The sequence below is a fragment of the Blastococcus sp. SYSU DS0552 genome (assembly GCF_054050815.1).
On sequence record NZ_JBJHAB010000009.1, the window covers coordinates 148,144 to 173,763 of the forward strand.

The 25,620-nt window shown below is 74.4% G+C and carries 23 protein-coding genes, 1 tRNA gene and 2 pseudogenes; 17 read left to right on the forward strand and 9 right to left on the reverse strand.

Annotation, left to right across the window (positions count from 1 at the left end):
• Window positions 1-7 precede the first annotated feature (7 nt).
• Genes ACI8AG_RS11480 through ACI8AG_RS11505 form a run of 6 tightly spaced genes read left to right on the forward strand, consistent with a single transcriptional unit; the run spans window position 8 to window position 5,468 of the window.
• Window positions 8-421 carry a cytochrome c maturation protein CcmE gene (locus tag ACI8AG_RS11480; protein ID WP_456597139.1) on the forward strand — a complete coding sequence of 138 codons (414 nt, stop codon included), beginning with the start codon at window positions 8-10 and terminating at the stop codon, window positions 419-421.
• On the forward strand, window positions 418-2,415 hold the full coding sequence (locus ACI8AG_RS11485) for a heme lyase CcmF/NrfE family subunit (RefSeq protein ID WP_456597140.1): 1,998 nt from the start codon (window positions 418-420) through the stop codon (window positions 2,413-2,415). The genes ACI8AG_RS11480 and ACI8AG_RS11485 overlap by 4 nt, the downstream gene beginning before the upstream one ends.
• 20 nt (window positions 2,416-2,435) lie before the next feature.
• Complete coding sequence (locus ACI8AG_RS11490; RefSeq protein WP_456597141.1) at window positions 2,436-2,951, forward strand: TlpA family protein disulfide reductase; 516 nt, start codon at window positions 2,436-2,438, stop codon at window positions 2,949-2,951.
• On the forward strand, window positions 2,948-4,150 hold the full coding sequence (locus tag ACI8AG_RS11495) for a cytochrome c-type biogenesis protein CcmH (protein ID WP_456597142.1): 1,203 nt from the start codon (window positions 2,948-2,950) through the stop codon (window positions 4,148-4,150). Before ACI8AG_RS11490 ends, ACI8AG_RS11495 begins: the two co-directional genes overlap by 4 nt.
• Complete coding sequence (locus tag ACI8AG_RS11500) at window positions 4,147-4,557, forward strand: hypothetical protein (RefSeq protein WP_456597143.1); 411 nt, start codon at window positions 4,147-4,149, stop codon at window positions 4,555-4,557. Before ACI8AG_RS11495 ends, ACI8AG_RS11500 begins: the two co-directional genes overlap by 4 nt.
• Window positions 4,554-5,468: a cytochrome c oxidase assembly protein gene (locus tag ACI8AG_RS11505; protein ID WP_456597144.1), complete on the forward strand. Its 915-nt coding sequence runs from the start codon at window positions 4,554-4,556 to the stop codon at window positions 5,466-5,468. Before ACI8AG_RS11500 ends, ACI8AG_RS11505 begins: the two co-directional genes overlap by 4 nt.
• 13 nt (window positions 5,469-5,481) lie before the next feature.
• Here the strand turns inward: ACI8AG_RS11505 and ACI8AG_RS11510 are convergent, their stop codons facing one another.
• Both ACI8AG_RS11510 and ACI8AG_RS11515 read right to left on the reverse strand, forming a co-directional pair.
• Window positions 5,482-5,886 carry a phage holin family protein gene (locus ACI8AG_RS11510; protein WP_456589305.1) on the reverse strand — a complete coding sequence of 135 codons (405 nt, stop codon included), beginning with the start codon at window positions 5,884-5,886 and terminating at the stop codon, window positions 5,482-5,484.
• Window positions 5,887-5,934: 48 nt separating this feature from the next.
• Window positions 5,935-7,461 (reverse strand): phytoene desaturase family protein, encoded by a 1,527-nt coding sequence (locus tag ACI8AG_RS11515; protein WP_456597145.1) that lies wholly within the window; start codon window positions 7,459-7,461, stop codon window positions 5,935-5,937.
• A 189-nt stretch (window positions 7,462-7,650) separates the two neighbouring features.
• Between ACI8AG_RS11515 and fdh the strand changes: the two are divergent.
• The 4 genes and pseudogenes from fdh to ACI8AG_RS11535 all read left to right on the forward strand — a co-directional run bounded on the left by fdh (window position 7,651) and on the right by ACI8AG_RS11535 (window position 14,026).
• Window positions 7,651-10,932, forward strand: a pseudogene (fdh, locus tag ACI8AG_RS11520) (formate dehydrogenase).
• Entirely contained in the window at window positions 10,929-11,966 is a 1,038-nt protein-coding gene (locus ACI8AG_RS11525; protein ID WP_456597146.1) for a 4Fe-4S dicluster domain-containing protein, read from the forward strand. Before fdh ends, ACI8AG_RS11525 begins: the two are co-directional and overlap by 4 nt.
• Window positions 11,967-12,079: 113 nt before the next feature.
• Window positions 12,080-13,009 (forward strand): NrfD/PsrC family molybdoenzyme membrane anchor subunit, encoded by a 930-nt coding sequence (nrfD, locus tag ACI8AG_RS11530; protein ID WP_456597147.1) that lies wholly within the window; start codon window positions 12,080-12,082, stop codon window positions 13,007-13,009.
• Between the two features lie 522 nt (window positions 13,010-13,531).
• Window positions 13,532-14,026, forward strand: coding sequence for a hypothetical protein (locus ACI8AG_RS11535; RefSeq protein WP_456597148.1), 495 nt, complete (start codon window positions 13,532-13,534; stop codon window positions 14,024-14,026).
• A 255-nt stretch (window positions 14,027-14,281) separates the two neighbouring features.
• On the opposite strand, the gene ACI8AG_RS11540 is transcribed toward ACI8AG_RS11535, so the two are convergent.
• From ACI8AG_RS11540 to ACI8AG_RS11555, 4 genes and pseudogenes are all read right to left on the reverse strand, one after another.
• The gene (locus ACI8AG_RS11540) at window positions 14,282-15,760 is read right to left on the reverse strand and encodes a glycoside hydrolase family 15 protein (RefSeq protein WP_456597149.1); all 1,479 of its coding nucleotides are present in this window, start codon (window positions 15,758-15,760) and stop codon (window positions 14,282-14,284) included.
• A 67-nt stretch (window positions 15,761-15,827) separates the two neighbouring features.
• A pseudogene (locus tag ACI8AG_RS11545) lies at window positions 15,828-16,097 on the reverse strand (trehalase-like domain-containing protein); the annotation flags it as partial.
• A gap of 3 nt (window positions 16,098-16,100) precedes the next feature.
• Complete coding sequence (locus ACI8AG_RS11550) at window positions 16,101-17,174, reverse strand: SDR family oxidoreductase (RefSeq protein ID WP_456597180.1); 1,074 nt, start codon at window positions 17,172-17,174, stop codon at window positions 16,101-16,103.
• 118 nt (window positions 17,175-17,292) lie between these two features.
• Window positions 17,293-17,829: a hypothetical protein gene (locus ACI8AG_RS11555; RefSeq protein WP_456597150.1), complete on the reverse strand. Its 537-nt coding sequence runs from the start codon at window positions 17,827-17,829 to the stop codon at window positions 17,293-17,295.
• 139 nt (window positions 17,830-17,968) lie between these two features.
• Here ACI8AG_RS11555 and ACI8AG_RS11560 point away from each other — a divergent pair.
• From ACI8AG_RS11560 to ACI8AG_RS11580, 5 genes are all read left to right on the forward strand, one after another.
• Window positions 17,969-18,045 (forward strand) — tRNA-Met (locus ACI8AG_RS11560).
• Window positions 18,046-18,178: 133 nt separating this feature from the next.
• Window positions 18,179-19,492 carry a cytochrome P450 gene (locus tag ACI8AG_RS11565; RefSeq protein ID WP_456597151.1) on the forward strand — a complete coding sequence of 438 codons (1,314 nt, stop codon included), beginning with the start codon at window positions 18,179-18,181 and terminating at the stop codon, window positions 19,490-19,492.
• A complete protein-coding gene (locus tag ACI8AG_RS11570; RefSeq protein ID WP_456597152.1) occupies window positions 19,492-19,710 on the forward strand; it encodes a ferredoxin in 219 nt (72 codons plus the stop codon). Before ACI8AG_RS11565 ends, ACI8AG_RS11570 begins: the two co-directional genes overlap by 1 nt.
• Window positions 19,711-19,718: 8 nt before the next feature.
• Window positions 19,719-20,009, forward strand: a complete 291-nt coding sequence (locus ACI8AG_RS11575; protein WP_456589295.1) for a GNAT family N-acetyltransferase — start codon at window positions 19,719-19,721, stop codon at window positions 20,007-20,009.
• Between the two features lie 72 nt (window positions 20,010-20,081).
• A complete protein-coding gene (locus tag ACI8AG_RS11580) occupies window positions 20,082-20,975 on the forward strand; it encodes a polysaccharide pyruvyl transferase family protein (RefSeq protein ID WP_456597153.1) in 894 nt (297 codons plus the stop codon).
• Here the strand turns inward: ACI8AG_RS11580 and ACI8AG_RS11585 are convergent.
• A complete protein-coding gene (locus tag ACI8AG_RS11585; RefSeq protein WP_456597154.1) occupies window positions 20,932-21,813 on the reverse strand; it encodes a glycosyltransferase family 2 protein in 882 nt (293 codons plus the stop codon). The genes ACI8AG_RS11580 and ACI8AG_RS11585 overlap by 44 nt on opposite strands.
• A gap of 22 nt (window positions 21,814-21,835) precedes the next feature.
• Between ACI8AG_RS11585 and ACI8AG_RS11590 the strand changes: the two genes are divergently transcribed.
• Both ACI8AG_RS11590 and map read left to right on the forward strand, forming a co-directional pair.
• The gene (locus ACI8AG_RS11590; protein WP_456597155.1) at window positions 21,836-22,153 is read left to right on the forward strand and encodes an antibiotic biosynthesis monooxygenase family protein; all 318 of its coding nucleotides are present in this window, start codon (window positions 21,836-21,838) and stop codon (window positions 22,151-22,153) included.
• The gene (gene map / locus ACI8AG_RS11595; RefSeq protein ID WP_456597156.1) at window positions 22,150-22,920 is read left to right on the forward strand and encodes a type I methionyl aminopeptidase; all 771 of its coding nucleotides are present in this window, start codon (window positions 22,150-22,152) and stop codon (window positions 22,918-22,920) included. Before ACI8AG_RS11590 ends, map begins: the two co-directional genes overlap by 4 nt.
• A gap of 102 nt (window positions 22,921-23,022) precedes the next feature.
• On the opposite strand, the gene ACI8AG_RS11600 is transcribed toward map, so the two are convergent.
• Window positions 23,023-24,171: a cystathionine gamma-synthase gene (locus ACI8AG_RS11600; protein ID WP_456597157.1), complete on the reverse strand. Its 1,149-nt coding sequence runs from the start codon at window positions 24,169-24,171 to the stop codon at window positions 23,023-23,025.
• The gene (locus tag ACI8AG_RS11605; protein WP_456597158.1) at window positions 24,168-25,619 is read right to left on the reverse strand and encodes a cystathionine beta-synthase; all 1,452 of its coding nucleotides are present in this window, start codon (window positions 25,617-25,619) and stop codon (window positions 24,168-24,170) included. The genes ACI8AG_RS11600 and ACI8AG_RS11605 overlap by 4 nt, the downstream gene beginning before the upstream one ends.
• Window position 25,620: the final 1 nt, after the last annotated feature.

The window sequence follows — 25,620 nt, forward strand, 5'->3', positions numbered from 1 at the left end:
GTGACCGGTGAGCCGGTCCACCGCGCGGCGGCGCACCCTGTCGCTCCGGCTGCTGGTGGTGGTCGGGGCGGTCTCCGGCGCGCTCGCGCTGCTGGGGGTCAGCGGGCTCGCCGACACCCTCGTCTACTACCGGACGCCGACGGAGGTCGTCGCGGAGCAGCCGGGGGAGGACGAGCGGCTGCGCCTCGGGGGCCTGGTGCAGGCCGGCTCCCTGGAGCGCGTCGGCGCGGAGGCCCGGTTCACCGTCACCGACGGCGTCGGGACCCTTCCCGTCGTCTACTCCGGGGCCCTGCCGGCAGTGTTCGCCGAGGGGCAGGGCGCGGTCGTCGAGGGGTGGCTGCGCGCGGACGGCGTCTTCGTGGGCGACCTGGTCCTGGTCAAGCACTCCAACGAGTACCAGCCGATCGGGGAGAGCGGGTGACGGCGCTGCTCGGGACCGCCTCGCTGGCCTCGGGACTCGTCCTCGCGCTCACGTCCGTGGCGGCCTGGGTGGGCGTCGCGACGGGCCGCGCGCCGGCCGGATCGGCGCGGCGGCTGACCTATGCCGTCCTCGGGACGGCGCTGGCGGCCGCCGCCGTGCTCGAGTGGGCGCTGCTCACCCACGACTTCGGCGTGCGGTACGTGGCGGAGAACGGCGGTCGCGCCGTGCCGCTGTACTACACGGTGACCAGCCTCTGGTCCGCCCTGGAGGGGTCGCTGCTGCTCTGGCTGGTGGTGCTCGCCGGTTACGCCGCCGCGGTCGCCCGCCGCCCGGACGCGCGGGCCGCCCGGCACCACCCCTGGGTGCTGGTGACGCTGTCGGTCGTCGCCGCCTTCTTCTTCGCGCTCGCGCTGTTCGGGGGCAACGCGTTCGAGCGGGTCTCCCCGGCGCCCACCGACGGCCCGGGCCCGAACCCGCTGCTGCAGGACAACCCGCTCATGGGGGCGCACCCCCCGCTGCTGTACCTGGGGTACGTCGGACTCGCGGTCCCCTTCGCCTACGCGGTCGCGGCCCTCGCCACCGGGGACACCGGGCGCGGCTGGCTGCTGGCCGTCCGCCGGTGGACCCTCGTGTCCTGGACCTTCCTGACGCTGGGGATCGTGCTCGGCGCCTGGTGGTCCTACGCGGTGCTGGGCTGGGGCGGCTACTGGGCGTGGGACCCGGTGGAGAACGCCTCCCTGCTGCCGTGGCTGACGGCCACGGCGCTGCTGCACTCCGCCATGGTGCAGGAGCGGCGGGCGACCCTGCGGGTGTGGAACGTCTGCCTGGCCGTCGCCTCCTTCGTGCTCGTGCTGGTCGGCACGTTCCTGACCCGCAGCGGCATCGTCGACAGCGTCCACGCCTTCAGCCGGTCGTCGCTGGGTGCGCTGCTCCTGGGGTTCGTCGCCGTCGTGCTGGTCGTCGTCGCGGTGCTGCTGGTGTGGCGGGCCGACCGGCTCGGGCCCGACGGGACCCTGTCCGCCCGGCTCTCCCGGGAGACGGTGTTCCTCGGGAACAACGTGCTGCTGGTCGGGCTGGCCTTCACCGTCCTGCTGGGCACCCTCTTCCCGGTGTTCGCCCAGCTGGCCGACGGCCGCCAGGTGTCGGTGGGCCCGCCCTACTACAACCAGATGGCGGTGCCGGTCGCGCTCGTCGTGCTGCTGCTGATGGCGCTGGGTCCGCTGGTGTCGTGGGGGAGCGACTCGGTGCCGGCGCTCGCCCGCCGGGTGGCGGTGCCGGTCGCCGTCGCCGTCGGGCTGGTCGCGCTGCTGGTGGTGCTGGGCGTCTCCGGCGCCGCGGCGCTGACCGCGTTCGGCCTGGCCGCCCTCGTCCTGGCCACGTCGGTGCAGCTGGTCGGCCAGGGGACGCGCGTCGTCCGGCGGGCCACCGGCCGGTCGTGGCCGCGGGCGCTGCTGGAGGCCGGCCGCCGCCGGCGCCGGTTGTACGGCGGGCTGGTCGTGCACGTCGGGGTGGCGCTGGCCGCCGTCGCCGTGGCGGCGTCCTCCTCCTTCGCGACGGCGACGGAGCAGCGCGTCGCGGTGGGGGACGCGGTGAGCGCGGCGGGCTGGACGGCGCGGCTGGAATCGGTGGAACGCGAGCGGACGGCGCAGGAGATGCGCGTGGTCGCGCGGCTGGAGCTGGAGGAGGCCGGCCGGGCGAGGGGCGCGGCCGCGCCCGAGCTGCGGACGTTCCCCGCGCACTCCATCACGGTGGCCTCGCCGGCGGTCCGGTCCACGCTCGCCGGTGACGTCTACCTGACCGTCACCGAGGTCGACCCGGACGGCGGGTGGGCGTTGGTCCGGATCGCGGTGAACCCGCTGGTCTCCTGGCTCTGGATCGCCGGCGGGGTGATGGCGCTGGGGGCCGCGGTGGCCGGCTGGCCCGCCCGCCGCGTCCGGCGGGGGCAGCAGGCGTCGGAGGAACCCGCGACGAGCCTGTCGTCGGGGGAGCGGTGAGTGGCCGGCGGCGGTGGCTGATGCTGGTCCCCGCCCTGCTCGTGAGTCTGGTGCTGACCGTGCCACTCGCGCTCGCGCTGGACCGGCCCGAGGGGGCCCCCTCCACGGCGATCGTGGGGAGCCCGGCCCCGGCCCTGGCGGGTGCCACCCTGGACGGTGGGCACGTCGACCTCGCGGACCTGCGCGGTTCGGTGGTGCTCGTGAACGTCTGGGCTTCGTGGTGCGCGCCGTGCCGGGAGGAGATGCCGTTGCTGGTCGAGACGGCGCGGCAGTGGGGGCCGCAGGGGCTGCGGGTCGTCGGCATCGACGTGAACGACGACGACGACGCCGCCCGCGAGTTCCTCGCGGGCGTCGGCGGGACCCCGTTCCCGAGCGTGGCCGACGCCGACGGCCGGCTGGCCGTGGAGTGGGGGACGACGGGTGTGCCCGAGACCTTCGTCGTCGACCGGGACGGCACGGTCGTCGCCCGCCGGGTGGGCGCGGTCTCCGCCGCGTGGCTGGCGGACGAGGTGCTGCCGCGGCTGGAGGCGGGGTGAGCGGCCGGGCGCGGGTCCTGGCCGTCGTGCTCGCGGTGCTCGCCCTCGTCGCCGCGCTGTGGTGGCGCCAGGAGCCGGTCACGCAGCCCGATCCGGCGGCGACCGCGCGGGAGATCGCGGCCGGGCTGCGGTGCCCCACCTGTGCGGGCGAGTCCGCGGCGGACTCGGCGGCGCCGGCGGCCCGGGGGATGCGGGCGGTCATCGCCGAGCAGGTGGCGGCGGGCGAGAGCCCCGAGGAGATCCGCGCCTGGTTCGTGGGGCGCTACGGCGAGTGGATCCTGCTCGACCCGCCCCGGGAGGGGGTGGGCTGGGCGCTGGTCGTCCTGCCGGGGGTGGCCCTGGCGGGCGGGGTGGTCGCGGTCGGCGTCCTGGTCTCCCGCCGGCGGCCGGGCAGCCGGACCACGTTGACCGACGCCGACCGCACGGCGGCCGAGGCCGCCGTGGCTGCGGCCGCCGCGCGGCCGGACCGGCTGACCGGGTCGGGCGACGACGAGCGCCTGGAGGCGGCCCTGCAGCTGCTGGACGACGTCCGGTCCGGGCCGCGGACGACCGCGCAGGCGCGCGCCGCGGAGGACGAGCTGCTGGCCGAGATCCTGCGGCTGTCGGCCCCCCGGCGGGAGCCGGTCCCCGACGACCTCGGTGAGGGCGGCGCCCCGGCTCCGGAGGAGAGGCCGGTCCGGGTGCGGCGGACATGGCTGCCGCGACCGGCGGTCGTCGTCCCGGTGGTCGCCGTGGCCGCGGCCGGCGCCGTCGCCCTGGTCGCCGTCCCCCGCGCCGCGGCGCCCGCCGCCGCCGACGCCGCCGAAGAGGGATCCGCACCGGTGAGCGCCCCGGGCGCGGTCGGCGCCGACCCCGCCGACGAGCTGCTGCGGCAGGCGCGGGAGCTGGACGACGCCGGGCACTTCGCCGAGGCGGCGACCGGCTACCGGGCGGTGCTCGAGGAGCGGCCGGGCGACCCGGCGGTGGCGCTCTCGCTGGCGTTCGCCCTGCTCCGCGACGATCGGCCCGGCGAGGCCCGCCCCGTGGTGGAGACCGTGCTGGCCGAGCACCCCGAGCACCCGGAGGCGCTGCTCCTGCTGGGGTCCGCGCAGCACGCGCTCGCCGACGACGCGGCGGCCGCCACGCTGCGGCGGTTCCTGGAGCTGGCCCCCGACCACCCGGCCGCCGACGCGGTCCGCGCCCTGCTGGAGGACCCGTGACCGGGCGCCGGGCGCACCGGCGGCTGGTGCCGCTCGGGCTCGCGGTCCTCCTCAGCGGGTGCGCGGCCGGGGCCTCGTCCACGGCACCGGCGGCACCCGCGCCGCCGGCCGCCGACCAGCGCGTCGGGCTGACCGAGTGGGAGATCGTGACCGAGGGGCGTCCGCTGCTCCCGGGGGAGATCCGGCTCGTGGTGACCAACGCGGGAGCGGCGCCGCACGACCTCGCCGTCCGCGTCGACGGCGACCAACGTGCCGTCACCCCGGTGCTCGACCCGGGCGAGGCGCACGAGCTCACCTTCCCGGTGGCGGCGGACGAGCGCGTCGGGCTGTGGTGCACCGTGACCGGCCACCACGCCGCGGGCATGCACACGGTCCTCGACGTGGTGGCCGGGGAGCCGGCGCGGTGAGCGGCGTCCCCGTCCCCGGCAGCACGCTGGCCCACCCGCTCGGCGGGGGCGGCGACTGGTCCTACGCGACGATCGCCTTCCTCGGGCTGGCCGCGCTCGGCTACGCCTGCCTGCTGGCCTGGACCGCGCCCCGTCGTCGCTCGCCCTGGGCGGCGGCCGGACCGGGGGCGGCCTGGCTGCTCGGCCTGACCGCGCTCGGCGCCGCCCTCGCCTCGCCGCTGGAGCGGCTGGCGGAGGACTCCCTCACCGCCCACATGACGCAGCACCTGCTGCTGACCATCGTCGCCGCGCCGCTGCTCGTGCTCGCCGATCCGGTGCCGCGCGTGCTCACCGCGCTACCGCCCCGGGCCCGCGAGGTCCTCGCCCGCCCGTGGTCGGCGGTGGCCCGGGGTGCCCGTCGTCCCGCCGTGGTGCTCGGGGTGGCCGTCGGCTACCTGTCCGTGGTCCTCCTCTGGCACCTGCCGGGGGCCTACGAGGCGGCGGTGCGCTCGGAGGCGGTGCACGTCGCCGAGCACCTGACGTTCCTCGCCGCGGGGGTCGTCTTCTGGTGGTGCGTGCTGCGCGTCCCGCGCCGACGGCTCGGCCAGCTCGTGGCGGGGCTGGTCGCCGTGCTCGTGCCGGCGTTCGGCGAGGCCGTGCTCGGTGGCGTCATGATGCTCTCGTCCAGCCCCTGGTACGGGGTGTACGTCGAGCGGGCCGCCGACCACGGCTTCGACCCCGTGGCCGACCAGCAGGTGGCCGGCGCCGTCCTGTGGGCCGCCGGCACCCCGGTCTACCTGCTGGCCGCCGTCGTGCTCGTCCTGCGCCTCGTCCGGTCCGCGCCCGCGGACGACGCGCCGCAACCGGCGGTGCCCCCGATGCCCGACCGGTCGCGGTCGCCGCGCCCCGCTCTGGACGCCGCGCGGCGCTGAGCGCCGCGGTGCCTCAGCCCGCGGCCGGGCGGCGGGCTGAGGCGATGCGGACGTCGTCGCGCAGGCTCTCCACCGTCTCGTCCGGGACCAGCGGCCACGCACGGCGCAGCTCCGCGAGCGCACCCCCGAGGAGCGCGCCGGCGCCACCGGCGAGGAGCCCGGTCGCCAGCGCGGCGGAGGTGGCTGGGCTCACCCTGCGGTCCAGGGCGCGCAGCAGGAGGGCCGTCGCGCTGCCGACGGACATCGCGCCGAGGACGCCGGCGGCGCCGAGGAGTGCGCCGGCGCGACCGGCCTGCTTGGCCTTGCCGGCCAGCTCGGCCTGGGCGTGCTGCAGCTCCTGCCGGACCAGGGCCGAGAGGTCGGTGCTCAACGACTGGAGCAGGTCGCTGGTGGAGTTGCTCCGGGTCGGTTCGCTCATGGGTGCTCCTCGCGCTGTGGCGGGTGGACCGGTGCGGCACCACGTCCGCTACCCGCGGCCCCCGGGGTCCGAACCCGGGGCGCGCGAACCGGGACGTCGGGCCGCGGGGGGCCGCAACGGGGGCCCGGTGCGCACGCCGAAGACCTCCCGCAGCGCCACCCGTGCCGCGTTGTCCCCGCACATGCCGTGGACGGCGGGTCCCGGTGGGGTGGCCGACGAGGCCAGGTAGGTGCCCGGCACGGGCGTCTTGTAGGTGTTCCACCGGGGCACCGGGCGGGCGAGCATCTGCCGGAGGGACGCCTCGCCGTTGGAGATCTCCCCGCCGACGTAGTTCGGGTTGTACGCCTCCATCTCGGGTGCGCGCATGGTGTGCCGGGCCAGGATCGTGTCGCGGAACCCCGGGGCGAACCGCTCCACCTGCGCCTCGATCCGGTCGGTCATGTCGACGTCGGACCCGTTCGGCACGTGCGCGTAGGCCCACAGCACGTGCCCCCCGGACGGTGCCCGCGTCGGGTCGGCCACGGTCGGCTGCACGGCGATCACGAACGGCCGGTCGGTGTCGCGTCCCGAGGAGGGGGCGGACTCGGCGGCAACGGTCTCGTCGAGGGTGCCCGACAGGTGCACGGTGCCGGCGCGGCGGACGTCGGCATGGGTCCAGGGCACCGGTTCCGACAGCGCCCAGTCGATCTTGAAGACGCCTGGGCCGTGGCGGTACCGGGAGACCCAGCGGCGGTACCCCTCGTGGACGCGGTCGCCGGCCAGCCGGACGAAGGCCTCCGGGGTGGTGTCCAGCAGGACCGCGGGGACGCCCTCGAACTCGCGCAGGTCGGTGACCTCGTGCCCGGTGACCACCTCACCTCCCTGTTCCCGGAGGGCGACGACCATCGCGTCGGCCAACCGCTGCGAGCCGCCCTCGACCACCGGCCAGCCGCTGTGGTGAGCCAGCATCCCCTGCAGCAGGCCGAGCCCGCCGGTGATCGCGCGGGTGAGGTCCAGCGTCCCGTGCGCGGCGGCCCCGGCGAGCAGTGCGCTCGGCTCCTCGGTGCGGAACCACCGGCGCGCCAGCCAGCGGACGTCGGGCAGGCCGTTGACGGCGAACGAGGCCATCGCCGGGAGGCTCCGGGTGGGGAACCGGCGCAGCGCGCTGCCGAGGAAGAAGTCCACGAGGTCGTCGCCCGCGTCGACCAGCGGACCGAGCAACCGGCGGTAGGCGGGGCCGTCGGGCCCGAACCCGTCGGCCGTCTGCTCCAGCGACCGGTGGGCGACCGCGGCCCGGCCCTCGTCGAGGGGGTGGGCGTACGGGACCTCCGGGTGCAGGAGCCGCACGCCGCGGGACGGCAGGTCGAACTCGCGGAAGAACGGAGCGGCGGCCGCCATGGGGTGCACCGAGGCGCAGATGTCGGAGAGGAAGCCCGGCCGGGTCAGCTCGGCGGAGCGGATGCCTCCTCCGGGCCGGTCGTCGCGCTCGAGGACCTGCACCCGCAGCCCCGCGGCGGCCAGCCGCAGGGCCGCGGCCAGGCCGTTGGGCCCCGAACCGACGACGACGGCATCCGGCTTCCCGCTCACCGTCCCCATGCTGGGCGACGAGCCCGGTGCGGGCGAGCCGGCGACCACGGCGCAGCGCGCGGACGTGCAGGCAGCGCGGGGGATGGCTAGGGTCGGATACGGCAGCTGAACGGGCCGAGGCGTGCGACCGAGACCGTGCCTGCACGCCCGGCGACCCGTCCGCCCCTCCCGGCGGCGCGGGCTCTGCAGGAGGGGCGCATGAAGACCTGGCTCGACGCCTGGCCGGTGGTCCGGCAGCTCACCGGGAACGATCCGCTCGGTCGTGGCGACGCCGTCCGGAGCAAGCGCACGAACTCCCTGACCCCCCGCACGGCCACCGCCGACCGGGTGGTGCAGAGCGTGTGCCCCTACTGCGCGGTGGGCTGCAGCCAGCGGGTGTTCGTCCAGGACGAGAAGGTCACCCAGATCGAGGGTGACCCCGACTCGCCGATCAGCCGCGGCCGGCTGTGCCCCAAGGGGGCGGCCAGCAAGAACCTGGTCACCAGTACGACCCGTCAGACCAAGGTCCGCTACCGCCGTCCGTACGGGACGGAGTGGGAGGACCTCGACCTCGACACCGCGATGGACATGATCGCCGACCGGGTGATCAGGACCCGCCGCGAGACCTGGCAGGACGAGGTCGACGGCAAGCGGGTCAACCGGACGATGGGGATAGCGAGCCTCGGAGGGGCGACCCTCGACAACGAGGAGAACTACCTCATGAAGAAGCTCTACACCGCCCTGGGCGCGGTCCAGGTCGAGAACCAGGCGCGCATATAGCACTCCTCCACGGTCCCCGGTCTGGGGACCACGTTCGGTCGCGGCGGCGCGACGATGCCGCAGCAGGATCTGGCCAACTCCGACTGCATCGTCATCCAGGGCTCCAACATGGCCGAGGCCCACCCCGTGGGCTTCCAGTGGGTGATGGAGGCCAAGGCGCGCGGCGCGACGGTCATCCACGTCGACCCGCGGTTCACCCGCACCAGCGCGCTCGCCGATCTGCACGTCCCGCTGCGGGCGGGCAGCGACATCGCCTTCCTCGGTGGGCTGATCAACCACGTCCTGCAGAACGAGCTGGAGTTCCGCGAGTACGTCGTCGCCTACACCAACGCGGCGGCCATCCTGCGGGAGGACTTCCAGGACACCGAGGACCTCGACGGCCTGTTCTCCGGCTACGACCCGGAGAAGGGGCAGTACGCGGAGACGTCGTGGCAGTACGAGGGCACGGAGGTCACCGCCGCGGCGGGCCAGCGCCAGGCGCCCAAACCGGGCGCGTCCGGCGTCTCCGGAGCGCGGCCGGCCGACGCGGAGGAGCACGCGGAGGGCGGCTCGGAAAAGTCGGGCAGCGGTGGCGTCCCTATCGGCGGCAAGCCCCGCCGCGACGAGACGCTCCAGCACCCCCGGTGCGTCTACCAGGTGCTCAAGCGCCACTACGCGCGCTACACCCCGGAGCTGGTCCAGGAGGTCTGCGGCATCGAACCGGCCGTCTTCCGGAAGGTCGCCGATGCGCTGACGAGCAACTCCGGTCGCGAGCGCACCAGCGCCTTCGTCTACTCGGTCGGCTGGACCCAGCACACCGTCGGCGTCCAGTACATCCGGGCCGCGAGCGTGCTGCAGGCCCTGCTGGGCAACATGGGGCGCCCCGGGGGCGGCATCCTGGCGTTGCGCGGGCACGCCAGCATCCAGGGGTCGACCGACATCCCGACGCTCTACAACCTGCTACCCGGGTACATCCCGATGCCGCACGCCCGCGAGGACCGTGACCTGGACGACTTCGTCGCCGAGGCCTCGGGCTCGGTCGGCTACTGGGGCAACATGCGGAAGTACGCGGTCAGCCTGCTGAAGGCCTGGTGGGGCGACGCCGCCCAGCCGGAGAACGACTTCTGCTTCGACCACCTGCCGCGGCTGACCGGTGACCACAGCAACTACCAGACGATCGCCGAGCAGATCCAGGGCACCGTGCCCGGCTACTTCCTCGTCGGCGAGAACCCGGTCGTCGGCAACGCCAACGGGAAGATGTCCCGGCTCGGGCTGGCCAACCTCGAGTGGCTCGTCGTCCGTGACCTGCAGCTGATCGAGTCGGCGACGTTCTGGGAGAACGGCCCGGAGATCGAGACCGGGGAGCTGGTGACCGAGCAGATCCCCACCGAGGTGTTCTTCCTGCCCGCGGCGGCGCACGTGGAGAAGGACGGCTCGTTCACCAACACCCAGCGGCTTCTGCAGTGGCACTCCCAGGCCGTGGAGCCGCAGGGGGACTGCCGCAGCGACCTGTGGTTCTACTTCCACCTCGGCCGCATCATCCGCGAGAAGCTCGCCGGCTCCACCGACCCGCGGGACCGGCCGATCCTCGATCTCACCTGGGACTACCCGACCCACGGTCCGCTGCAGGAGCCCAGCGCGCACGCGGTGCTCCGCGAGATCAGCGGGACGGGGCCGGACGGCACGGCGGTGTCGGGGTACACCGAGCTGGCGGACGACGGGTCGACCAGCTGCGGCTGCTGGATCTACTCCGGGGTCTTCGCCGACGAGGTCAACCAGGCGAACCGCAAGAAGCCGCACACCGAGCAGGACATGGTCGCGCCGGAGTGGGGCTGGGCGTGGCCGATGAACCGCCGGGTGCTCTACAACCGTGCCTCGGCCGATCCGGAGGGCCGGCCGTGGAGCGAGCGGAAGAAGTACGTCTACTGGGACGAGGACGCCGGGCAGTGGACCGGCCCGGACGTCCCGGACTTCCAGGCCACCAAGCGGCCCGACTACGTCCCGCCCGAGGGAGCCACCGCCGAGGACGCGCTCGCCGGCACGGACCCGTTCATCATGCAGGGCGATGGCAAGGCGTGGCTGTTCGTGCCGGCCGGGCTGGCCGACGGGCCGATGCCGACCCACTACGAGCCGGCCGAGTCACCGGTGCCCAACCCGCTGTACGAGCGGCAGGCCAACCCCGCGCGCAAGGAGATCAGGGGCGCGTGGAACCGGGCCAACCCGGCGATGAACGAGGTCTTCCCGTTCGTCGTCACCACCTACCGGCTCACCGAGCACCACACCGCCGGCGGGATGAGCCGCACCCTGGAGTACCTCGCCGAGCTGCAGCCCGAGTTCTTCTGCGAGGTCAGCCCCCAGCTGGCCGCCGAGCGCGGGCTGGAGCACATGGGCTGGGCCACGCTGGTCAGCGCGCGCAACGCCATCGAGGCACGGGTGCTCGTCACCGAGCGGATGCGCCCGCTGCGGGTCGCCGGCCGCGAGGTGCACCAGATCGGCATCCCGTACCACTGGGGCCAGAACGGCATCACCACCGGCGACTCGGCGAACGAGCTGCTCGGCGTGGTGATGGACCCGAACGTGCACATCCAGGAGTCCAAGGTCGCCACCTGCGACATCCGGCCCGGCCGCCGGCCCCGGGGGCCGGCGCTGGTCGAGTTCGTCGAGGACCACCGCCGCCGGGCCGGCGTCGCCAGTGGGCGGCTCGGCCCCAACGGACGAGCCCCGATCGAGGAGCGGTCATGACGACGATCAGTTCGGCGAGCACCGCCTTCTCCGGGGACGACCCGCAGAACCGGTTGTTCGGCCCGGTCCCCGACGTCGCCGGCGAGCGCGGGTACGGCGACGACCACCCGCCCCGGGTCGGCTTCTTCACCGACACGTCGGTGTGCATCGGCTGCAAGGCGTGCGAGGTGGCGTGCAAGGAGTGGAACACGCTCCCGATGGACGACGCCGAGGGCAACCGGGCGGAGCTCGGGCTGACCGGGGCGTCGTACGACAACACCGGCATGCTCGGGGCCAACAGCTGGCGGCACGTGGCGTTCGTCGAGCAGAGCCGCGCGGTCGACCTCCCGATGCCGACGGTGGGAGCGCCGGGCGCGGTTGGCGGTCAGCGGCCGCTGCAGGACCCGCCCGTCGTCCACCCCCGGGTGCCGGCGTCGGCGACCACGGCCGAGCAGAGCGCGCCGCAGCAGACGCCGTCGGCGGACCGGGAGATCCGGTGGCTGATGAGCTCCGACGTCTGCAAGCACTGCACGCACGCCGCCTGCCTGGACGTCTGCCCGACCGGCTCGCTGTTCCGGACCGAGTTCGGCAGCGTCGTGGTGCAGGAGGACATCTGCAACGGCTGCGGCTACTGCGTGCCCGCCTGCCCCTACGGCGTCATCGACCAGCGGGAGGACGACGGTCGGGTGTTCAAGTGCACCCTCTGCTACGACCGGCTCACCGACGGGCTCCAGCCCGCGTGCGCGAGCGCCTGCCCGACCGAGTCGATCCAGTTCGGCGACCTGGACGAGCTCCGGGCCCGGGCCGACGCCCGGCTGGCGGCGCTGCAGGACAAGGGTGTCGAGGGGGCCCGGCTGTACGGGCACGACGAGGACGACGGGGTCGGGGGAGCGGGCGCCTTCTTCCTGCTCCTGGACGAACCGGAGGTCTACGGGCTCCCGCCGGACCCGGTGGTGACCACCCGCGACCTGCCGTCGATGTGGCGGCACGTCGCCGCGGGCGCGGCGATGGTGGTCGGCCTGGTGGCGTCGGCGTTCGTGGGGCGACGCCGGTGACGGCGGCCGACGGCGTCCCCGGGGCGGGCTGGCGCCGGGCGGACGGGCCACCGGCCCAGGACCGGGAGCGACGGCGTCGCGCTGGGGGCCGCCCGCCGCGTCCCGGCGAGTCGATGGCCGGGGAGGCGCAGTTCACCTCCTACTACGGGCGGCCGGTGATCAAGCCGCCGGTGTGGAAGACACCGGACGTGCCCCTGTACCTCTTCCTCGGCGGGGCGGCCGGGTCGTCGGCGCTGCTGGGGACGATGGCCGAGCTGACCGGCCGGCCGGGCCTCGCACGGGTCGCGCACCTGACGGCCGGGGGCGGGGCGCTGTCGTCGGTGGCCTTCCTCATCCACGACCTGGGCCGGCCGGCGCGGTTCCTCTACATGCTGCGGGTGCTCAAGCCGACCTCGCCGCTGTCGGTGGGGTCCTGGATCCTGGCGCCGTTCAGCGCCCTGGCCACGGCCACGGCCGGCGCCCACCTGCTGGGTCGCTTCCCGCGTCTGCGGATGCTCACCGGGGTGGGGGCGGCCGTGCTCGGCGGACCGATGACCACCTATACGGCGGCGCTGCTGTCCGACACCGCGGTGCCCTCGTGGCACGAGGCGCACCGGGAGCTGCCGTTGGTCTTCGCCGGCTCGGCCATGGCCGCCGGGGGCGGCATCGCCACGGCGTGCACCACGGTCGCGGAGGCGGGGCCCGCCCGGAAGGTCGCGGTGGCCGGTGCCGCGATCGAGCTCGGGATGATGCACCGGGTGGAGCACGGCCACGGGCTGGTCAGCGAGCCCTACCGCGCCGGCCGCCCGGGTCGGCTGCTGAAGACGGCCCGGGCCTGCACGGTCGCGGGGACGGCGCTGACGCTGGCCTCCGGCCGACGCCGGCTGCCGGCGGTGCTCGGGGGAGCCCTCCTGGCGGCCGGCTCCGCGCTCACCCGGTTCGGCGTCTTCGACGCCGGCATGGTCAGCGCGAAGGACCCGAAGTACACCGTCGAGCCGCAGCGGACCCGGGCGGCCGAACGGGACGCCGCCGCGAGCGCCGTGGAAGCGGGCGCCCCGTCCTGAGTCCGGCAGCGAGGTGACTCCCGGGTGGGAGGGGCCCCGCCCGGCATGACGGCCCGCCCCTCCGAGGTGCGAGTTCGCCGGGCCGAGGCCTGCCGCAGCCTGTCGGCACGCGGGTTGAGCCGAGCCGTCGGGCGTCGAGCCGCGCGGTGACGCGGCTCTACGCCCGACGGAGCGGCCAGACGTGTCCTTTCCTGCGCACCCCGGAGGCACCTGCTGCCGAACTCACGCCGTCCTGAGTTCGGCAGCAAGGGGTGAAATGGGTGGGAAATCCGCAGTCCGCTCCTGGAGAACTTGCCCCGCCCGCGCGGCAGCGGCCAGGCTGCTCGCCTGATCACCCCTGTGCGGGGAGGGGCGCCGACGTAGCGGCCATCGGCCGGGTGCTGGTGGGCAGCGAAGTGGCGGGCCTGGCTGTCGTCGTGAAACTGCGATGCGCAGCTCTCCCGGCAAGGTCGGACCGCGCGTCGTGCACGAGCCCGGGAGCGAGATGTCACATCCTCGTGCCGTCCAGCGGTGCCGGGCTGCGTGGCGAAGGAGGAAGCAGTGGACGTCCTACGGCGTGCGGCCGGCGCTCGGCGGCCCGGGCGTTGGTGGGACCGCGGCATGTGGTTCTGCGCCCTGGCCGTCGCAGCCCTCGGTGTCGGTACCGGTGGTTGGTCGATGGCCCATCAGCTTCGCAGCCAGCCGGTGAGCGCCGAGGTGCTGTCCTGCCAGACCGAACCGCACGCCTACGGCCGTTGGCTGGGCAGTCGCACGACCTGCGAGGTGACGACTGACAGCGGAACGGTCGAGCTGGAGACCGAGCGCTGGCACCCAGCCGGAAGTGAGTTGTCCCTGCGAAGCGGCGGTGACGCGGTGTTCGACCCGGACCTCAGCCGTGACCAGGTGTGGTGGCTGCCCATCGGCGTTCTCGTCGGCGGGGTCGCCTGGTGGATTGGTCTTCCCCCGCGAACCGACCTCACCTACGGACGGCACGCCGCCCAACGACAAGAGCCCCGGCGCCGAGCCGCTCGAGAGTGAGGACATCCCCACCCGAATCTCCCCTTGCTGCCGGACTCACGCCGTCCTCAGTTCGGCAGCAAGGTGAGATGTTCTGTGCGCAGGTCGCACGGCAGCGCGCGACCTCCGCTGGGTCGAGCTGCAGAAGCGCCGTCCTCCCGCCCCACGACGATGCCAGCACCGCCGCTGGGGACTTGCGCACATCCGTCACACCTTGCTGCCGGACTCACGCCGTCCTGAGGTCCGGACGGCCCGACTCCCACGGGACCAGCCGGCTCACGGCCGGCCGGCCGGGTCCGATCCGGGCTGCTCGGCCGGGTGCGTGCCGCTGAGGTGACGGGCGGCGTTGACCAGGCCGACGTGGCTGAACGCCTGCGGCACGTTGCCGAGCTGACGACCGAGCCGGGTGTCGTACTCCTCGCTCAGCAACCCCACGTCGTTGCGCAGCCCGAGCAACCGCTCGAACAACTCCGTCGCCTCGGTTCGGCGTTCCGTGCCGTTCAGCGCGTCGACCAGCCAGAAGCTGCAGGCGAGGAAGGCGCCCTCGGGACCGGGCAGCCCGTCGTCGGTGTCCTCGGCCTCCGGCCGGTACCGCAGCAGGAGGCCGTCCTCGGCCAGTTCGCGGCGGACGGCCTCGACGGTGCCCGTCACCCGGGGGTCGTCCCAGTCGAGGAACCCGAACCGCGGGATGAGCAGCAGGGCCGCGTCCAGACCCCGCGAGCCGTAGTACTGGGTGAACGTGCCGCGCTCGGCGTCGTAGCCCTTCGCGCACACGTCGGCGTGGATCTCCTCCCGCAGGGCCCGCCAGCGGTCCACCGGACCGTCGAGGCCCTGCTGTTCGACCGCCCGCACCGCGCTGTCGACGCCGGCCCAGGCCATGACCTTGCTGTGCACGAAGTGCCGACGCGTGGCGCGCACCTCCCACAGGCCGTTGTCGGGCTCGTGCCACGCGCCCTCCAGGTAGTCCAGGAGCTCCCGCTGGAGGGACCACGCGTCCGCGCTGTGCGGCATGCCGGCCTCGCGGGCCAGGTGCAGGCCGTCGAGCACCTCGCCCCAGACGTCGAGCTGGAACTGGTCGGCCGCGGCGTTCCCGATCCGTACCGGCGCCGAGCCCTCGTAGCCGGCGAGCCAGGGCAGCTCGTGCTCCGGCAGCCGCCGGGTGCCGTCGAGGCCGTACATGATCCGGAGGTCTGCAGGGTCGCCGGCCACCGCGCGCAGCAACCAGTCGCGCCACGCCCGTGCCTCGTGCACGTAGCCGGTGCCGAGCAGGGCCTGCAGGGTGAACGTGGCGTCCCGGAGCCACGTGTAGCGGTAGTCCCAGTTGCGCACCCCGCCCAGCTTCTCGGGGAGGGAGGTCGTCGCTGCGGCGACGATGCCACCGGTGGGGGCGTAGGTCAGCGCCTTGAGGGTGATGAGCGAGCGGCGGACCGCGTCGTCCCACTGCCCGGTGTAGTCGCAGCGGCCGATCCAGTCGGCCCAGAACGTCTCGGTGTTGGTGAGCGCCGCCTCGGGCTCCGGCGGCCGGGGACGCGGTCGGTAGGACGAACCGTGGCTGAGGACGAACGGCACGCGCTCCCCGGCGTCGACCCAGAACTCCGCCCGCGCCGTGCCGTCGTGCTGCTCGAGGGGGATCGGGGTGCGCAGCCACAGCGCGTCCGGTCCGGCGACGGCGACGGCGACGAGATCGTCGCCCTCGGTGTAGATCCACGGGCGGAGCTGGCCGTAGTCGAAGCGCGGCCGCAGGTCGGTCTGCATCCGCACCCGCCCCCGAGCGCCCCTGCACGACCCGGACGACGTCGGCGGACTCGCCGCGCACGGGCATGAAGTCGATGACGACGACCGAGCCGTCGGGCGTCTCCCACTCCGTCTCGAGCACCAGCGAGTCCCCGCGGTAGCGGCGTCCGGTGCAGGTGGCCGCCCCGCTGGGTGCCAGCAGCCAGCGACCCGCGTCGTCGTCGTCGAGCAGCGCGGCGAAGCAGGCGGGGGAGTCGAAGCGGGGCAGGCACAACCAGTCCACCGACCCGTCGCGGCCCACGAGGGCGGCGGTCTGCAGGTCACCGATCAGCCCGTAGTCCTCGATCCGCCGTGCCATTGGTCAGCGATCGCGGCGCCAGGCGGCCACCGCCGTCGCCAGGAGCCCGGCGCCGGCTGCGGCGAGGGTCCCGTGGTGACGGGAGGCCCAGATCTGCGGATCCCGGTCGCGGGTGCGGTGGCGGAAGCTGCCGCGGGCGCCGAAGTCACGGCCGTCGGGCCCGTCGGCCGGCTCCCAGAGGTTGACCGGGTCGGTGGACGAGGCCTTCTCGCCCCGCTGCTGGCCCTCGTACCCGTTCCGGGCGAGGTACCAGTCGAGGAACTGCGGCCAGACCTTGTTGCCGAGGATCGTCCAGACGGTCGGGTTGCCCACCCACCACGCGCGGCGGCGCGGGTGCTCGCTGGCGTGCACGAGCGCGTCGGCCATCATGTCCACCGGGTAGATCGGGGGCACCGGCTGCGGCCGTTCCGGGAGCTTGTTGAGGACCCAGTCGAACTGCGGGGTGTTCACCCCGGGCAGGTTGACCATCGTGACGTGCACGTTGCTGCCGTCGTGCCGGAGCTCGGTCAGCAGGGACTCGGTGAAGCCCTTGATGGCGTGCTTGGCCCCGCAGTAGACGCTCTGCAGGGGGATGCCCCGGTACGCCAGGGCGGAGCCGGTCTGCACGATCACGCCGCGGTCCCGGGGCTTCATCCGCCGCAGCGCCGACATGGTGCCGTGCACGAACCCGAGGTAGGTGACCTGGGTGACGCGCTCCCACTCCTCGGCGGTGATCTCCTCGAAGGGCGCGAACACGGTGCTGAAGGCGACGTTGCACCAGACGTCGATCGGCCCGAACTCCTCCTCCACCCGGCTCGCCGCCGCGTCGACGGCCGCCGCGTCGGCGACGTCGACCGGGATCACCAGCGGGGTGCCGCCGGCGGCCCGCACGTCCGCTGCTGCCCCGGCCAGGCCGGTCTCGCCCCGGGCCAGCAGGGCTACCCGGTCCCCTCTGCGGGCGAAGGCGACGGCGGTGGCCCGCCCGATCCCCCCGCTCGCACCGGTCACGACGACGACCCGACCGGTCCCGGCTTCTCCCGTTGCGCGCACGGCAGCCCCTTCCGTGGTTGTCGCGGCGCGGGCGCGGCCCGGCCGCACGAACGCGGTGCCGCGACCGGGGAGGTGCGGCGACATCGGCCTCCTCCGGTGTGCACGACCCGCGGGGGCGGCAAACCCGTTCCGGAGGACGTTCCGGGCCCGCCGGGACCCGGAGGGGTCAGTCCGCCGCCCGGTCCGACGCGTGGTCGTTCCCGCCGAAGATTCGCGCGGCGACCTCGCGCCGGACGACGGTGGCCCACTCGTGCTGCCGGTTGGCCTGCTCGACCAACCCGTCGAGCTGTTCCTTGTCGAGGCGGTCGTCGGCGTCGGCCACCTCCCGCAGGGTCTCGAAGCCGCTGCGCTTGGCCCGGACCGCGGAGGCGAGGAACTCGAACTCCACCAGGTCGCTCAGGGGGGAGCGGCTCAGCAGCCTGCCGTTGAGCTTCAGCCGCGAGATCTTCTCGCCGATCCACAGCGCCACCTGCTTGTGCCGCTGGATCGGGAGGCCGAGGGCGTCCATGGTGGCGCTCAGCGCGGCCTTCTCCTCATGCAGCTCGGCCAGCAGCTGTTCGAGCCTGGGTGCGTACTTCGTCCCCCGGTGCACGTCCAGCATCCGCCGGACCAGCTCGATGCCCCCGGTCGAGGCAGCCAGGTGGTCGTTGCAGTAGATGGTCAGCAGATCGACGTTGCGCAGGCCGGCGGACGGTTGGGACACGGGGGACCTCCAGGGGACGAGCGGCTGGTCACAGTGTCGTCGCGGGCGTGGCGTCGCGCGCGTCGCGGGACCGACGGGAGCTCCGGTGGCCGGCAGGTGTGACTCCGGTGCCCGGCAGGTGTACTGTGGGGATCACCGACGCGGGGTGGAGCAGCTCGGTAGCTCGCTGGGCTCATAACCCAGAGGTCGCAGGTTCGAATCCTGTCCCCGCTACCACGACGGAGGCCCGGTCACGCAGGTGATCGGGCCTCCGTGCGTCAGGCCCGGGGCCTCCCGCGGGAGTGTGTTGTGTGTCACCCCGATTCTCTCTAGCGTGCGGGGCACGACCGCCGCCCAGGGAGGACCGCTCGTGTCCGTCGACGCCGCACCAGCACCGGGAACCGTGCCGCCCCCGCGCAAGGCGGGCGCCGCCGACCTCGGCATCGACCTGTCCGACCGCGACTTCTGGCTGCGCCCCCCGGCCGAGCGCCACGCCGTCTTCGACCGGCTCCGGGCCGAGCGACCGTTCGCGTTCTTCGCCGAGCCGGAGATCCCGAACATGCCGAGCGGTCCCGGCTACCACGCGGTCACCCGCTACGCCGACCTGGAGGCGATCAGCTGCCAGCCGGCCGTCTTCTGCTCGGGGGAGGGCGCGGTCTCCATCCAGGACATCCCGGCTGACCTGAACGAGTTCTACGGCTCGCTGATCAGCATGGACGACCCGCGGCACGCCAAGATCCGCCGGATCGTGGCGAAGACGTTCACCCCGCGGATGCTCGAGCGCGTGGTGGACTCCGTGGCCGGGATCGTCGACGACGTCCTGGCCGAGGTGCGGCGGAAGGCGGCCGCGGGGGACGGCACGTTCGACGTCGTGGCCGACCTCGCCGCACCCATCCCGCTGCGGGTCATCTGCGACATGATGGGCATCCCCGAGGCGGACCGGGCGATGGTGCTGGCGAAGTCCAACGTCATCCTCTCCGGCGGTGACCCGGAGCTCGTGGAGAACGAGGAGGACCCGCTCACCGGGGTGCTCATGGCCGGCATCGAACTGGCCGGGCTCATGGAGCGCCTGGCCGCCGAGCGGGTGGCGCGGCCCACCGACGACCTCACCACGGCCCTGGTCACCACCGACGTCGACGGCGAGCGCCTGACCCACCAGGAGATCGCCTCGTTCTTCATCCTGCTGCTGGTCGCGGGCAACGAGACCACCCGCAACGCCATCTCGCAGGGGCTGCTGGCGCTGCAGGAGCACCCGGACCAGCGGGCCCGCTGGCTCGCCGATCCGGGGCTCACCCGCACGGCCGTCGAGGAGATCGTGCGCTGGACCAGCCCGATCACCTGGATGCGCCGTACCGCGACCCGCGACGGGGAGCTCAACGGCTACCGGTTCGCCGCCGGTGACAAGTTTCTGCTCTTCTACGCCGCCGCCAACCGCGACCCCGAGGTGTTCGCCGAGCCGCACCGCTTCGACCTGGGGCGCGACCCCAACCCGCACGTCGGCTTCGGGTCGAAGGGGCCGCACTTCTGCCTGGGCGCCCACCTGGCCCGGCGCGAGCTGGCCATCACCTTCGCCCGGGTGTTCGAGCAGCTGCCGGACCTGGAGATCACCGGTCCGCCGGACCGGCTGCGGTCCTCGTTCGTCAACGGGCTCAAGCGGCTCCCGGCCCGGCTGGCGGGGAGCTGATGAGCCGGCTGGCGGCGGACCTGGAGCGCTGCGTGGGCGCCGGCGCCTGCGAGGCCCTCGCGCCGGACCTCTTCGAGGTCAGCGACGAGGGGACGGTGACGGTGCTGCGCCCGCACCCGGAAGGCGGCGAGCTCCGCGACGCCGAGGAGGCGGTGCGGCAGTGCCCGACCCGCGCCCTGCAGCTGGTCGAGGAACAGCCGGCCACCGCGGCCGGTTGACCGCTGGCATGGAGACCACCGTCACCGACGTCCCCGAGTCCGACCGGTTCGAGATCCGCGACGGCGACCGCGTGCTGGGCGTGGCCGCCTACGAGCGCCGCGGCGACACCCTCGTGTTCACCCACACCGAGATCGACCCCGACGCCGGGCAGTCCGGGCTGGGCAGCACCCTCGTCCGCGCCGCTCTCGACGAGGTGCGCTCGCGGGGCGGTGCCGTGGTGCCGCGCTGTTCGTTCGTCGCCGGCTGGATCGAGCGGCACCCCGACTACGCCGACCTGGTGGCCGACACCGACCGCTGAGGCGCGGGACGGGGGCGAGGATCTCCTTTCCTCCGGATGCCCGGGCGACGTCCGGCTGCGAGGCTGGACGTCGTGCGTGTTCTGGTGGCGGGATGGTTCAGCTTCGACGAGGTGATCGCCACCGTCGGCGACGAACTGGGGGCCGACGCCGTCGCCGGGTGGCTGACCGAGCTGGGCATCGACCACGACGTGGCGTGGGCGCCCTACCTGGGGCGAGGCGTGCACTGGCGCGATGTCGACCCGGCGGACTACACGCACCTGGTCTTTACCACGGGACCGGTCGGGAGGGACCTCGCTCCGCTCCGGGAGCTGACGGCGACCTTCGCCACCGCCCGGCGGCTGGCGGTCAATGTCTCCGTCGTCGACGACGCCGTGCGGTCGATGTTCGACGAGGTCTGGGAGCGGGACGCCCCGGACATCACCCGGCCCGATCTCGCGGTGGAGGGCCCGGCACCGGAGGCGCCGGTGCTGGCGGTGGCGTTCGCGCCCGTGCAGGGCGAGTACGGCGACCGCAGCCGGGCCGACCGCGTCCGCGGCGTGATCGAGGAGTGGCTGGCCGCGCGCGCCCTGCCCTGGTTCCCCATCGACACCGACCTCTTCGACAAGCCCCACCCGCGGCGACCGGCGCAGGTCGAGGCGCTGCTCCGGCGTGCGGACGCCGTCGTGAGCATGCGGCTGCACGGCCTGGTCCTCGGTCTCAAGAACGACCGCCCGGTCATCGCCTGCGACCCGATCGCCGGCGGCGCCAAGGTGACCGGGCAGGCGCGGGCACTGGACTGGCCGCTGGTGCTGGACCCCGGGGAGGTCACCGCCGAGTCCCTGGACGAGGCGCTCGCCCGTTGCCTGTCCGGTGACCTCGCCGACGCGGTGACCCGGTCGCGCCTCCGGGGGGCCGCCGGGATCGAGGAGGCGCGGCGGTGGTTCAGCGCGCAGCTGGGGCGTCCAGCGGGCGCTGCGCACGGCTGAACCGGCGCTCGACGGCCGGAGGGACCGGTCGGCGTCGGCGCAGCACGGCCGGTAGCCGGCGCACCCACCCCAGGAGCGCTCGCCGGGCGGCCGGCTCGGTCACCGCCCGCCGGGCCAGCCGGGCGGTGGCGGCCAGCGCCACCGGGAGCGGCCGGCGCAGCCAGTCCACCAGCAGGTCGTTGCGCGTCTGCAGCGCCCAGCGATCGGCGGACACGGTGGCCGGCCCGGCGGGGTCGTGCCAGGCGACGACGTCGTCGGCGTAGACCTGCTGCCACCCGGCCGCGGCGAGGTCGAGCGCCAGCAGGTGCTCCTCCCCGCCGAAGAACAGCAGCGGCGAGAAGCCGCCGACCGACAGGTACGCGTCGCGGCGGACCACGGTGGCGAACGCCGGGTAGCTGAGCACGTCGGGGCCGGGGGCGCCCGGCGTCGTGCCCAGCACGGCGGCCCGGTGCTTGCGCGTGACCGCGTCGACCGACCCGTCGGCGGCCATCCGGACCTGCGCCGCGACGACGGCGACGCCGGGGTGGGCGTCCAGCAGGTCCGCCGCCCGGTCGAGGGCACCGGGCGCCCACCACGAGTCGTCGTCGGCGAACGCGACGTAGGGCGTGGCGACCCGCTCGACGCCGGTGGTGCGGGCCACCGCCCCGCGGTTCACGGGCAGCTCGACCACCTGCACGGCGGGGTGCAGCTCGCGCACCGCCTGCGCCGTGCCGTCGGTCGACGCGTTGTCCACGACCACGACCGGCACCCCGTCGCGGTCCAGCCGGCCGAGCGACCGCAGCAGCGACTCGCGGCGGTCCCGGGTGGCGATGACGACGCTGACGCGAGGGGGGAGCACCTGCCTCCCGTACCGTGCCGCCGTGATCCTCGAACATGCACCGTTGACCGTCCGGGACGGCGAGCAGGCGGCGTTCGAGGCCGCGTTCGCGCGGGCCCGGCACCTCATCGCGTCGATCCGCGGCTTCCGCGGGTTGCGGCTGTCCCGCTGCCTGGAACGGGGTACCGGCTACCTGCTGCTGGTGGAGTGGGACCGTCTCGAGGACCACACCGAGGGGTTCCGCGGCTCGCCGGCCTACCAGGAGTGGCGGGCGCTGCTGCACCCCTTCTACGACCCGTTCCCCGTCGTCGAGCACTACACGACGGTGCTCACGGCCGACCCGCACGAGGAGAACCGTTGATTGAGCTGCGCACCCCCGGTGAGCTGGATGCCATGCGGGCCGCCGGCGCGGTCGTCGCCGACATGCACGCGGCGGTGCGGGCGTTCGCCGCGCCGGGCGTGCGGCTGAGCCAACTGGACGCCGTCGCCCGCGACGTCCTGGCCGACGCCGGCGCCACCTCGCCGTTCCTCGGCTACGCGCCGCTGTCCACCACCCCGCCGTTCCCCGGCGTCGTCTGCCTGTCGGTGAGCGACGTGGCCTTGCACGGGATCCCGACACCGCAGGTGCTGGAGGACGGCGACCTGTTGAGCGTGGACGCCGGCGCCGTCCTGGACGGTTGGGTCGGGGACGCGGCCATCACCTTCCCGGTGGGCACCCCGCGGCCCGAGGACCTCGAGCTCGTGGCCACCACTGAGCGCGCGCTCGCCGCGGGCATCGCGGCGGCCGTCGTCGGCAACCGGGTCGGCGACATCTCCGCCGCCATCGGCGCCGTCGGCCGGGCAGGCGGCTGCGGGATCAACACCGACCAGGGCGGCCACGGCGTCGGCCGGAGCATGCACGAGGCGCCGTCCGTGCCCAACGAGGGCCGCGCCGGGCGGGGGGTGCCGCTGCGTCCCGGCCTGGTGATCGCCATCGAGCCGTGGTTCCTCGCCGGCGGCAGCGACGACTACCGGGTGGACGCCGACGGCTGGACCCTGCGCAGCGCCGACGGCAGCCGCGCCGCGCACGTCGAGCACACGGTCGCCGTCACCGAGGACGGGCCCAGGATCCTGACCCTCCCCAGGTGAGTGCCGGTCGTGACGAGTGGGGGCCGGAGGCTCCCGCGAGGAACGACGCAGCGGCTCAGCGCGAGCGGGGGACGACACGTGGCCGCGGTGTGATCCGGAGGATCACGAGGTCATGGCCTGCTCGAGGTCGGCGAGCAGGTCGTCGACGTCCTCGATACCGACCGAGAGCCGCACGAGGTCGGCGGGCACCTCCAGCGGCGAGCCGGCGGCGCTGGCGTGGGTCATCCGGCCCGGGTGCTCGATCAGCGACTCGACCCCGCCGAGCGACTCCGCCAGCGTGAAGAGCTTCGTCCGCTCGCACACCGTCAGCGCCGCGTCCTCGCCGTCGCGGAGCCGGAACGAGATCATCCCGCCGAAGCCGGACATCTGCTTCGCTGCGATCCCGTGGCCCGGGTGGTCGGGCAGGCCCGGGTAGAGCACGGAGGTGACCTCGGGCCGGCCGGCGAGGAACTCCGCGATCCGGGCGGCGTTGGCGCAGTGCCGGTCCATCCGGACGCCGAGCGTCTTGAGGCTCCGGAGCACCATCCACGAGTCGAAGGGGCTCGCGACCGCACCCATCGCGTTGTGGTTGTAGGCCAGCTTCTCGCCGAGCGCGGAGTCCCGGGTGACGAGCGCGCCCCCGACGACGTCGGAGTGGCCGCCCAGGTACTTCGTCGTCGAGTGCACGACGACGTCGGCACCGAGCGTCAGCGGCCGCTGCAGGTAGGGCGAGGCAAAGGTGTTGTCGACGACGAGCAGCGCGCCGGCCTCGTGCGCGATCGTCGCCGTCGCCTCGATGTCGGTGATGTTGAGCAGCGGGTTGCTGGGCGTCTCGCACCAGACGACCCGCGTGGTCGGGCGGATCGCTGCCTGCAGCGCGTCGGCGTCGGCCAGGTCGACCGGCGTGTGCTCCAGGCCCCACTCCGACAGCACCCGGGAGATCAGCCGGAACGTGCCGCCGTACGCGTCGCCACCCAGGACGACGTGGTCGCCGGCCCGGCAGGTGGTGCGCAGCAGGGTGTCCTCGGCGGCCAGGCCCGACGCGAACGCCAGCGCCGTCGTGCCCTCCTCCAGCGCGGCCAGTGCGGCGTGCAGCGTGTCGCGGGTCGGGTTGCCGCTGCGGCTGTACTCGTAGCCGCCGCGCAGCCCACCGACGCCGTCCTGCTTGTAGGTGGTGGTGAGGTGCAGCGGGGGGATGACCGCGCCGGTGGCCGGGTCGGGGTCCTGCCCGGCGTGGATGGCGCGGGTGTTGAAGCCCGGGAGCTCGCTCATGCGCCGACCGTAGGCGTGATGCCGGCCAGGTGCCCGAGCACGTCCTGCCGGGTGACCACACCGGCCGGTTTGCCGTCGACGTGCACCAGCAGCGCGTCCGCCGAGCCGAGCTGGGCGACGGCGGCGCTGACCGCCTCACCGGAGCCGACGATCGGCAGCGGGGGCGACATGTGCTTCTCCACCCGGTCGGCGAGCGAGGCCCGGCCGGCGAAGAGCGCGTCGAGCAGCGTCTTCTCGTCGATCGAGCCGACGACCTCCCCGGCGGTGACCGGTGGCTCCGCCCGGACCACCGGCAGCTGGCTGACCCCGTACTCGCGGAGGATGTCGATGGCGTCGCGCACGGTCTCGTTCGGGTGGGTGTGCACCAGGCTCGGCGTCTCGCCGGACTTGGTGTGCAGCAGCTCGCCGACGGTCTCGCCGCCGGTGGCCTCGACGAAGCCGTAGTCGGCCATCCACGCGTCGTTGAAGATCTTGTTCAGGTAGCCGCGGCCGCCGTCGGGCAGCAGCACGACCAGGACGTCGTCCTTCGTCAGGCGCTCGGCCACGCGCAGCGCCGCCACCACCGCCATCCCGCAGGAGCCGCCGACCAGCAGCCCCTCCTCGCGGGCCAGCCGGCGGGTCATGGCGAAGGAGTCGCCGTCGGAGACCGCGACGATCTCGTCGGCGACGGCCGGGTCGTAGGTCGTCGGCCAGAAGTCCTCGCCGACGCCCTCGACGAGGTAGGGGCGGCCGGTGCCGCCGGAGTACACCGAGCCCTCGGGGTCGGCGCCGATGACCTGCACCCGGCCGCCGGAGGCCTCCTTGAGGTAGCGGCCGACGCCGCTGATCGTCCCGCCGGTCCCCGCACCGGTGACGAAGTGGGTGACCCGGCCCTCGGTCTGCGCCCAGATCTCCGGGCCGGTCGTCTCGTAGTGCGAGCGCGGGTTGTTGGGGTTGGAGTACTGGTCGGGCTTCCAGGCGCCGGGGGTCTCCCGGCTGAGCCGGTCGGAGACCGAGTAGTACGACCGCGGGTCGGCCGGGTCCACGGCGGTCGGGCAGACGACCACCTCGGCGCCGTAGGCCTTGAGCACGTTGATCTTCTCCTGCCCGACCTTGTCGGGGCAGACGAAGATGCAGCGGTAGCCCCGCTGCTGGGCGACCAGGGCCAGGCCGATGCCGGTGTTGCCGCTGGTCGGCTCGACGATCGTCCCGCCCGGCTTCAGCAGGCCGTCGGCCTCCGCCGCGTCGACCATGCGCACGGCGATCCGGTCTTTCACCGAGCCGCCGGGGTTGAGGTACTCGACCTTGGCCAGCACCAGCGGCGCGTCGGGGCCCAGGTGGCGGGTCACCGACGACAGCTTGACCAGCGGGGTGTTGCCGACCAGGTCGACGACGGACTCGGCGTACTGCACGGTGGCGCCCTCCTCCCACCAGGGCGCGGCGCCGTCGCCGTGCCAGGTCATGGTCATC

Coding starts and splice junctions, on each gene's coding strand:
- ACI8AG_RS11525 (WP_456597146.1), top strand. CDS start 10,929: ATGACGACGATCAGTTCGGCGAGCACCGCCTTCTCCGGGGACGACCCG.
- ACI8AG_RS11575 (WP_456589295.1), top strand. CDS start 19,719: ATGGAGACCACCGTCACCGACGTCCCCGAGTCCGACCGGTTCGAGATC.
- ACI8AG_RS11570 (WP_456597152.1), top strand. CDS start 19,492: ATGAGCCGGCTGGCGGCGGACCTGGAGCGCTGCGTGGGCGCCGGCGCC.
- ACI8AG_RS11605 (WP_456597158.1), bottom strand. CDS start 25,619: ATGACCATGACCTGGCACGGCGACGGCGCCGCGCCCTGGTGGGAGGAG.
- nrfD (WP_456597147.1), top strand. CDS start 12,080: ATGGCCGGGGAGGCGCAGTTCACCTCCTACTACGGGCGGCCGGTGATC.
- ACI8AG_RS11515 (WP_456597145.1), bottom strand. CDS start 7,461: ATGGGGACGGTGAGCGGGAAGCCGGATGCCGTCGTCGTCGGTTCGGGG.
- ACI8AG_RS11600 (WP_456597157.1), bottom strand. CDS start 24,171: ATGAGCGAGCTCCCGGGCTTCAACACCCGCGCCATCCACGCCGGGCAG.
- ACI8AG_RS11490 (WP_456597141.1), top strand. CDS start 2,436: ATGCTGGTCCCCGCCCTGCTCGTGAGTCTGGTGCTGACCGTGCCACTC.
- ACI8AG_RS11540 (WP_456597149.1), bottom strand. CDS start 15,760: ATGCAGACCGACCTGCGGCCGCGCTTCGACTACGGCCAGCTCCGCCCG.
- ACI8AG_RS11510 (WP_456589305.1), bottom strand. CDS start 5,886: ATGAGCGAACCGACCCGGAGCAACTCCACCAGCGACCTGCTCCAGTCG.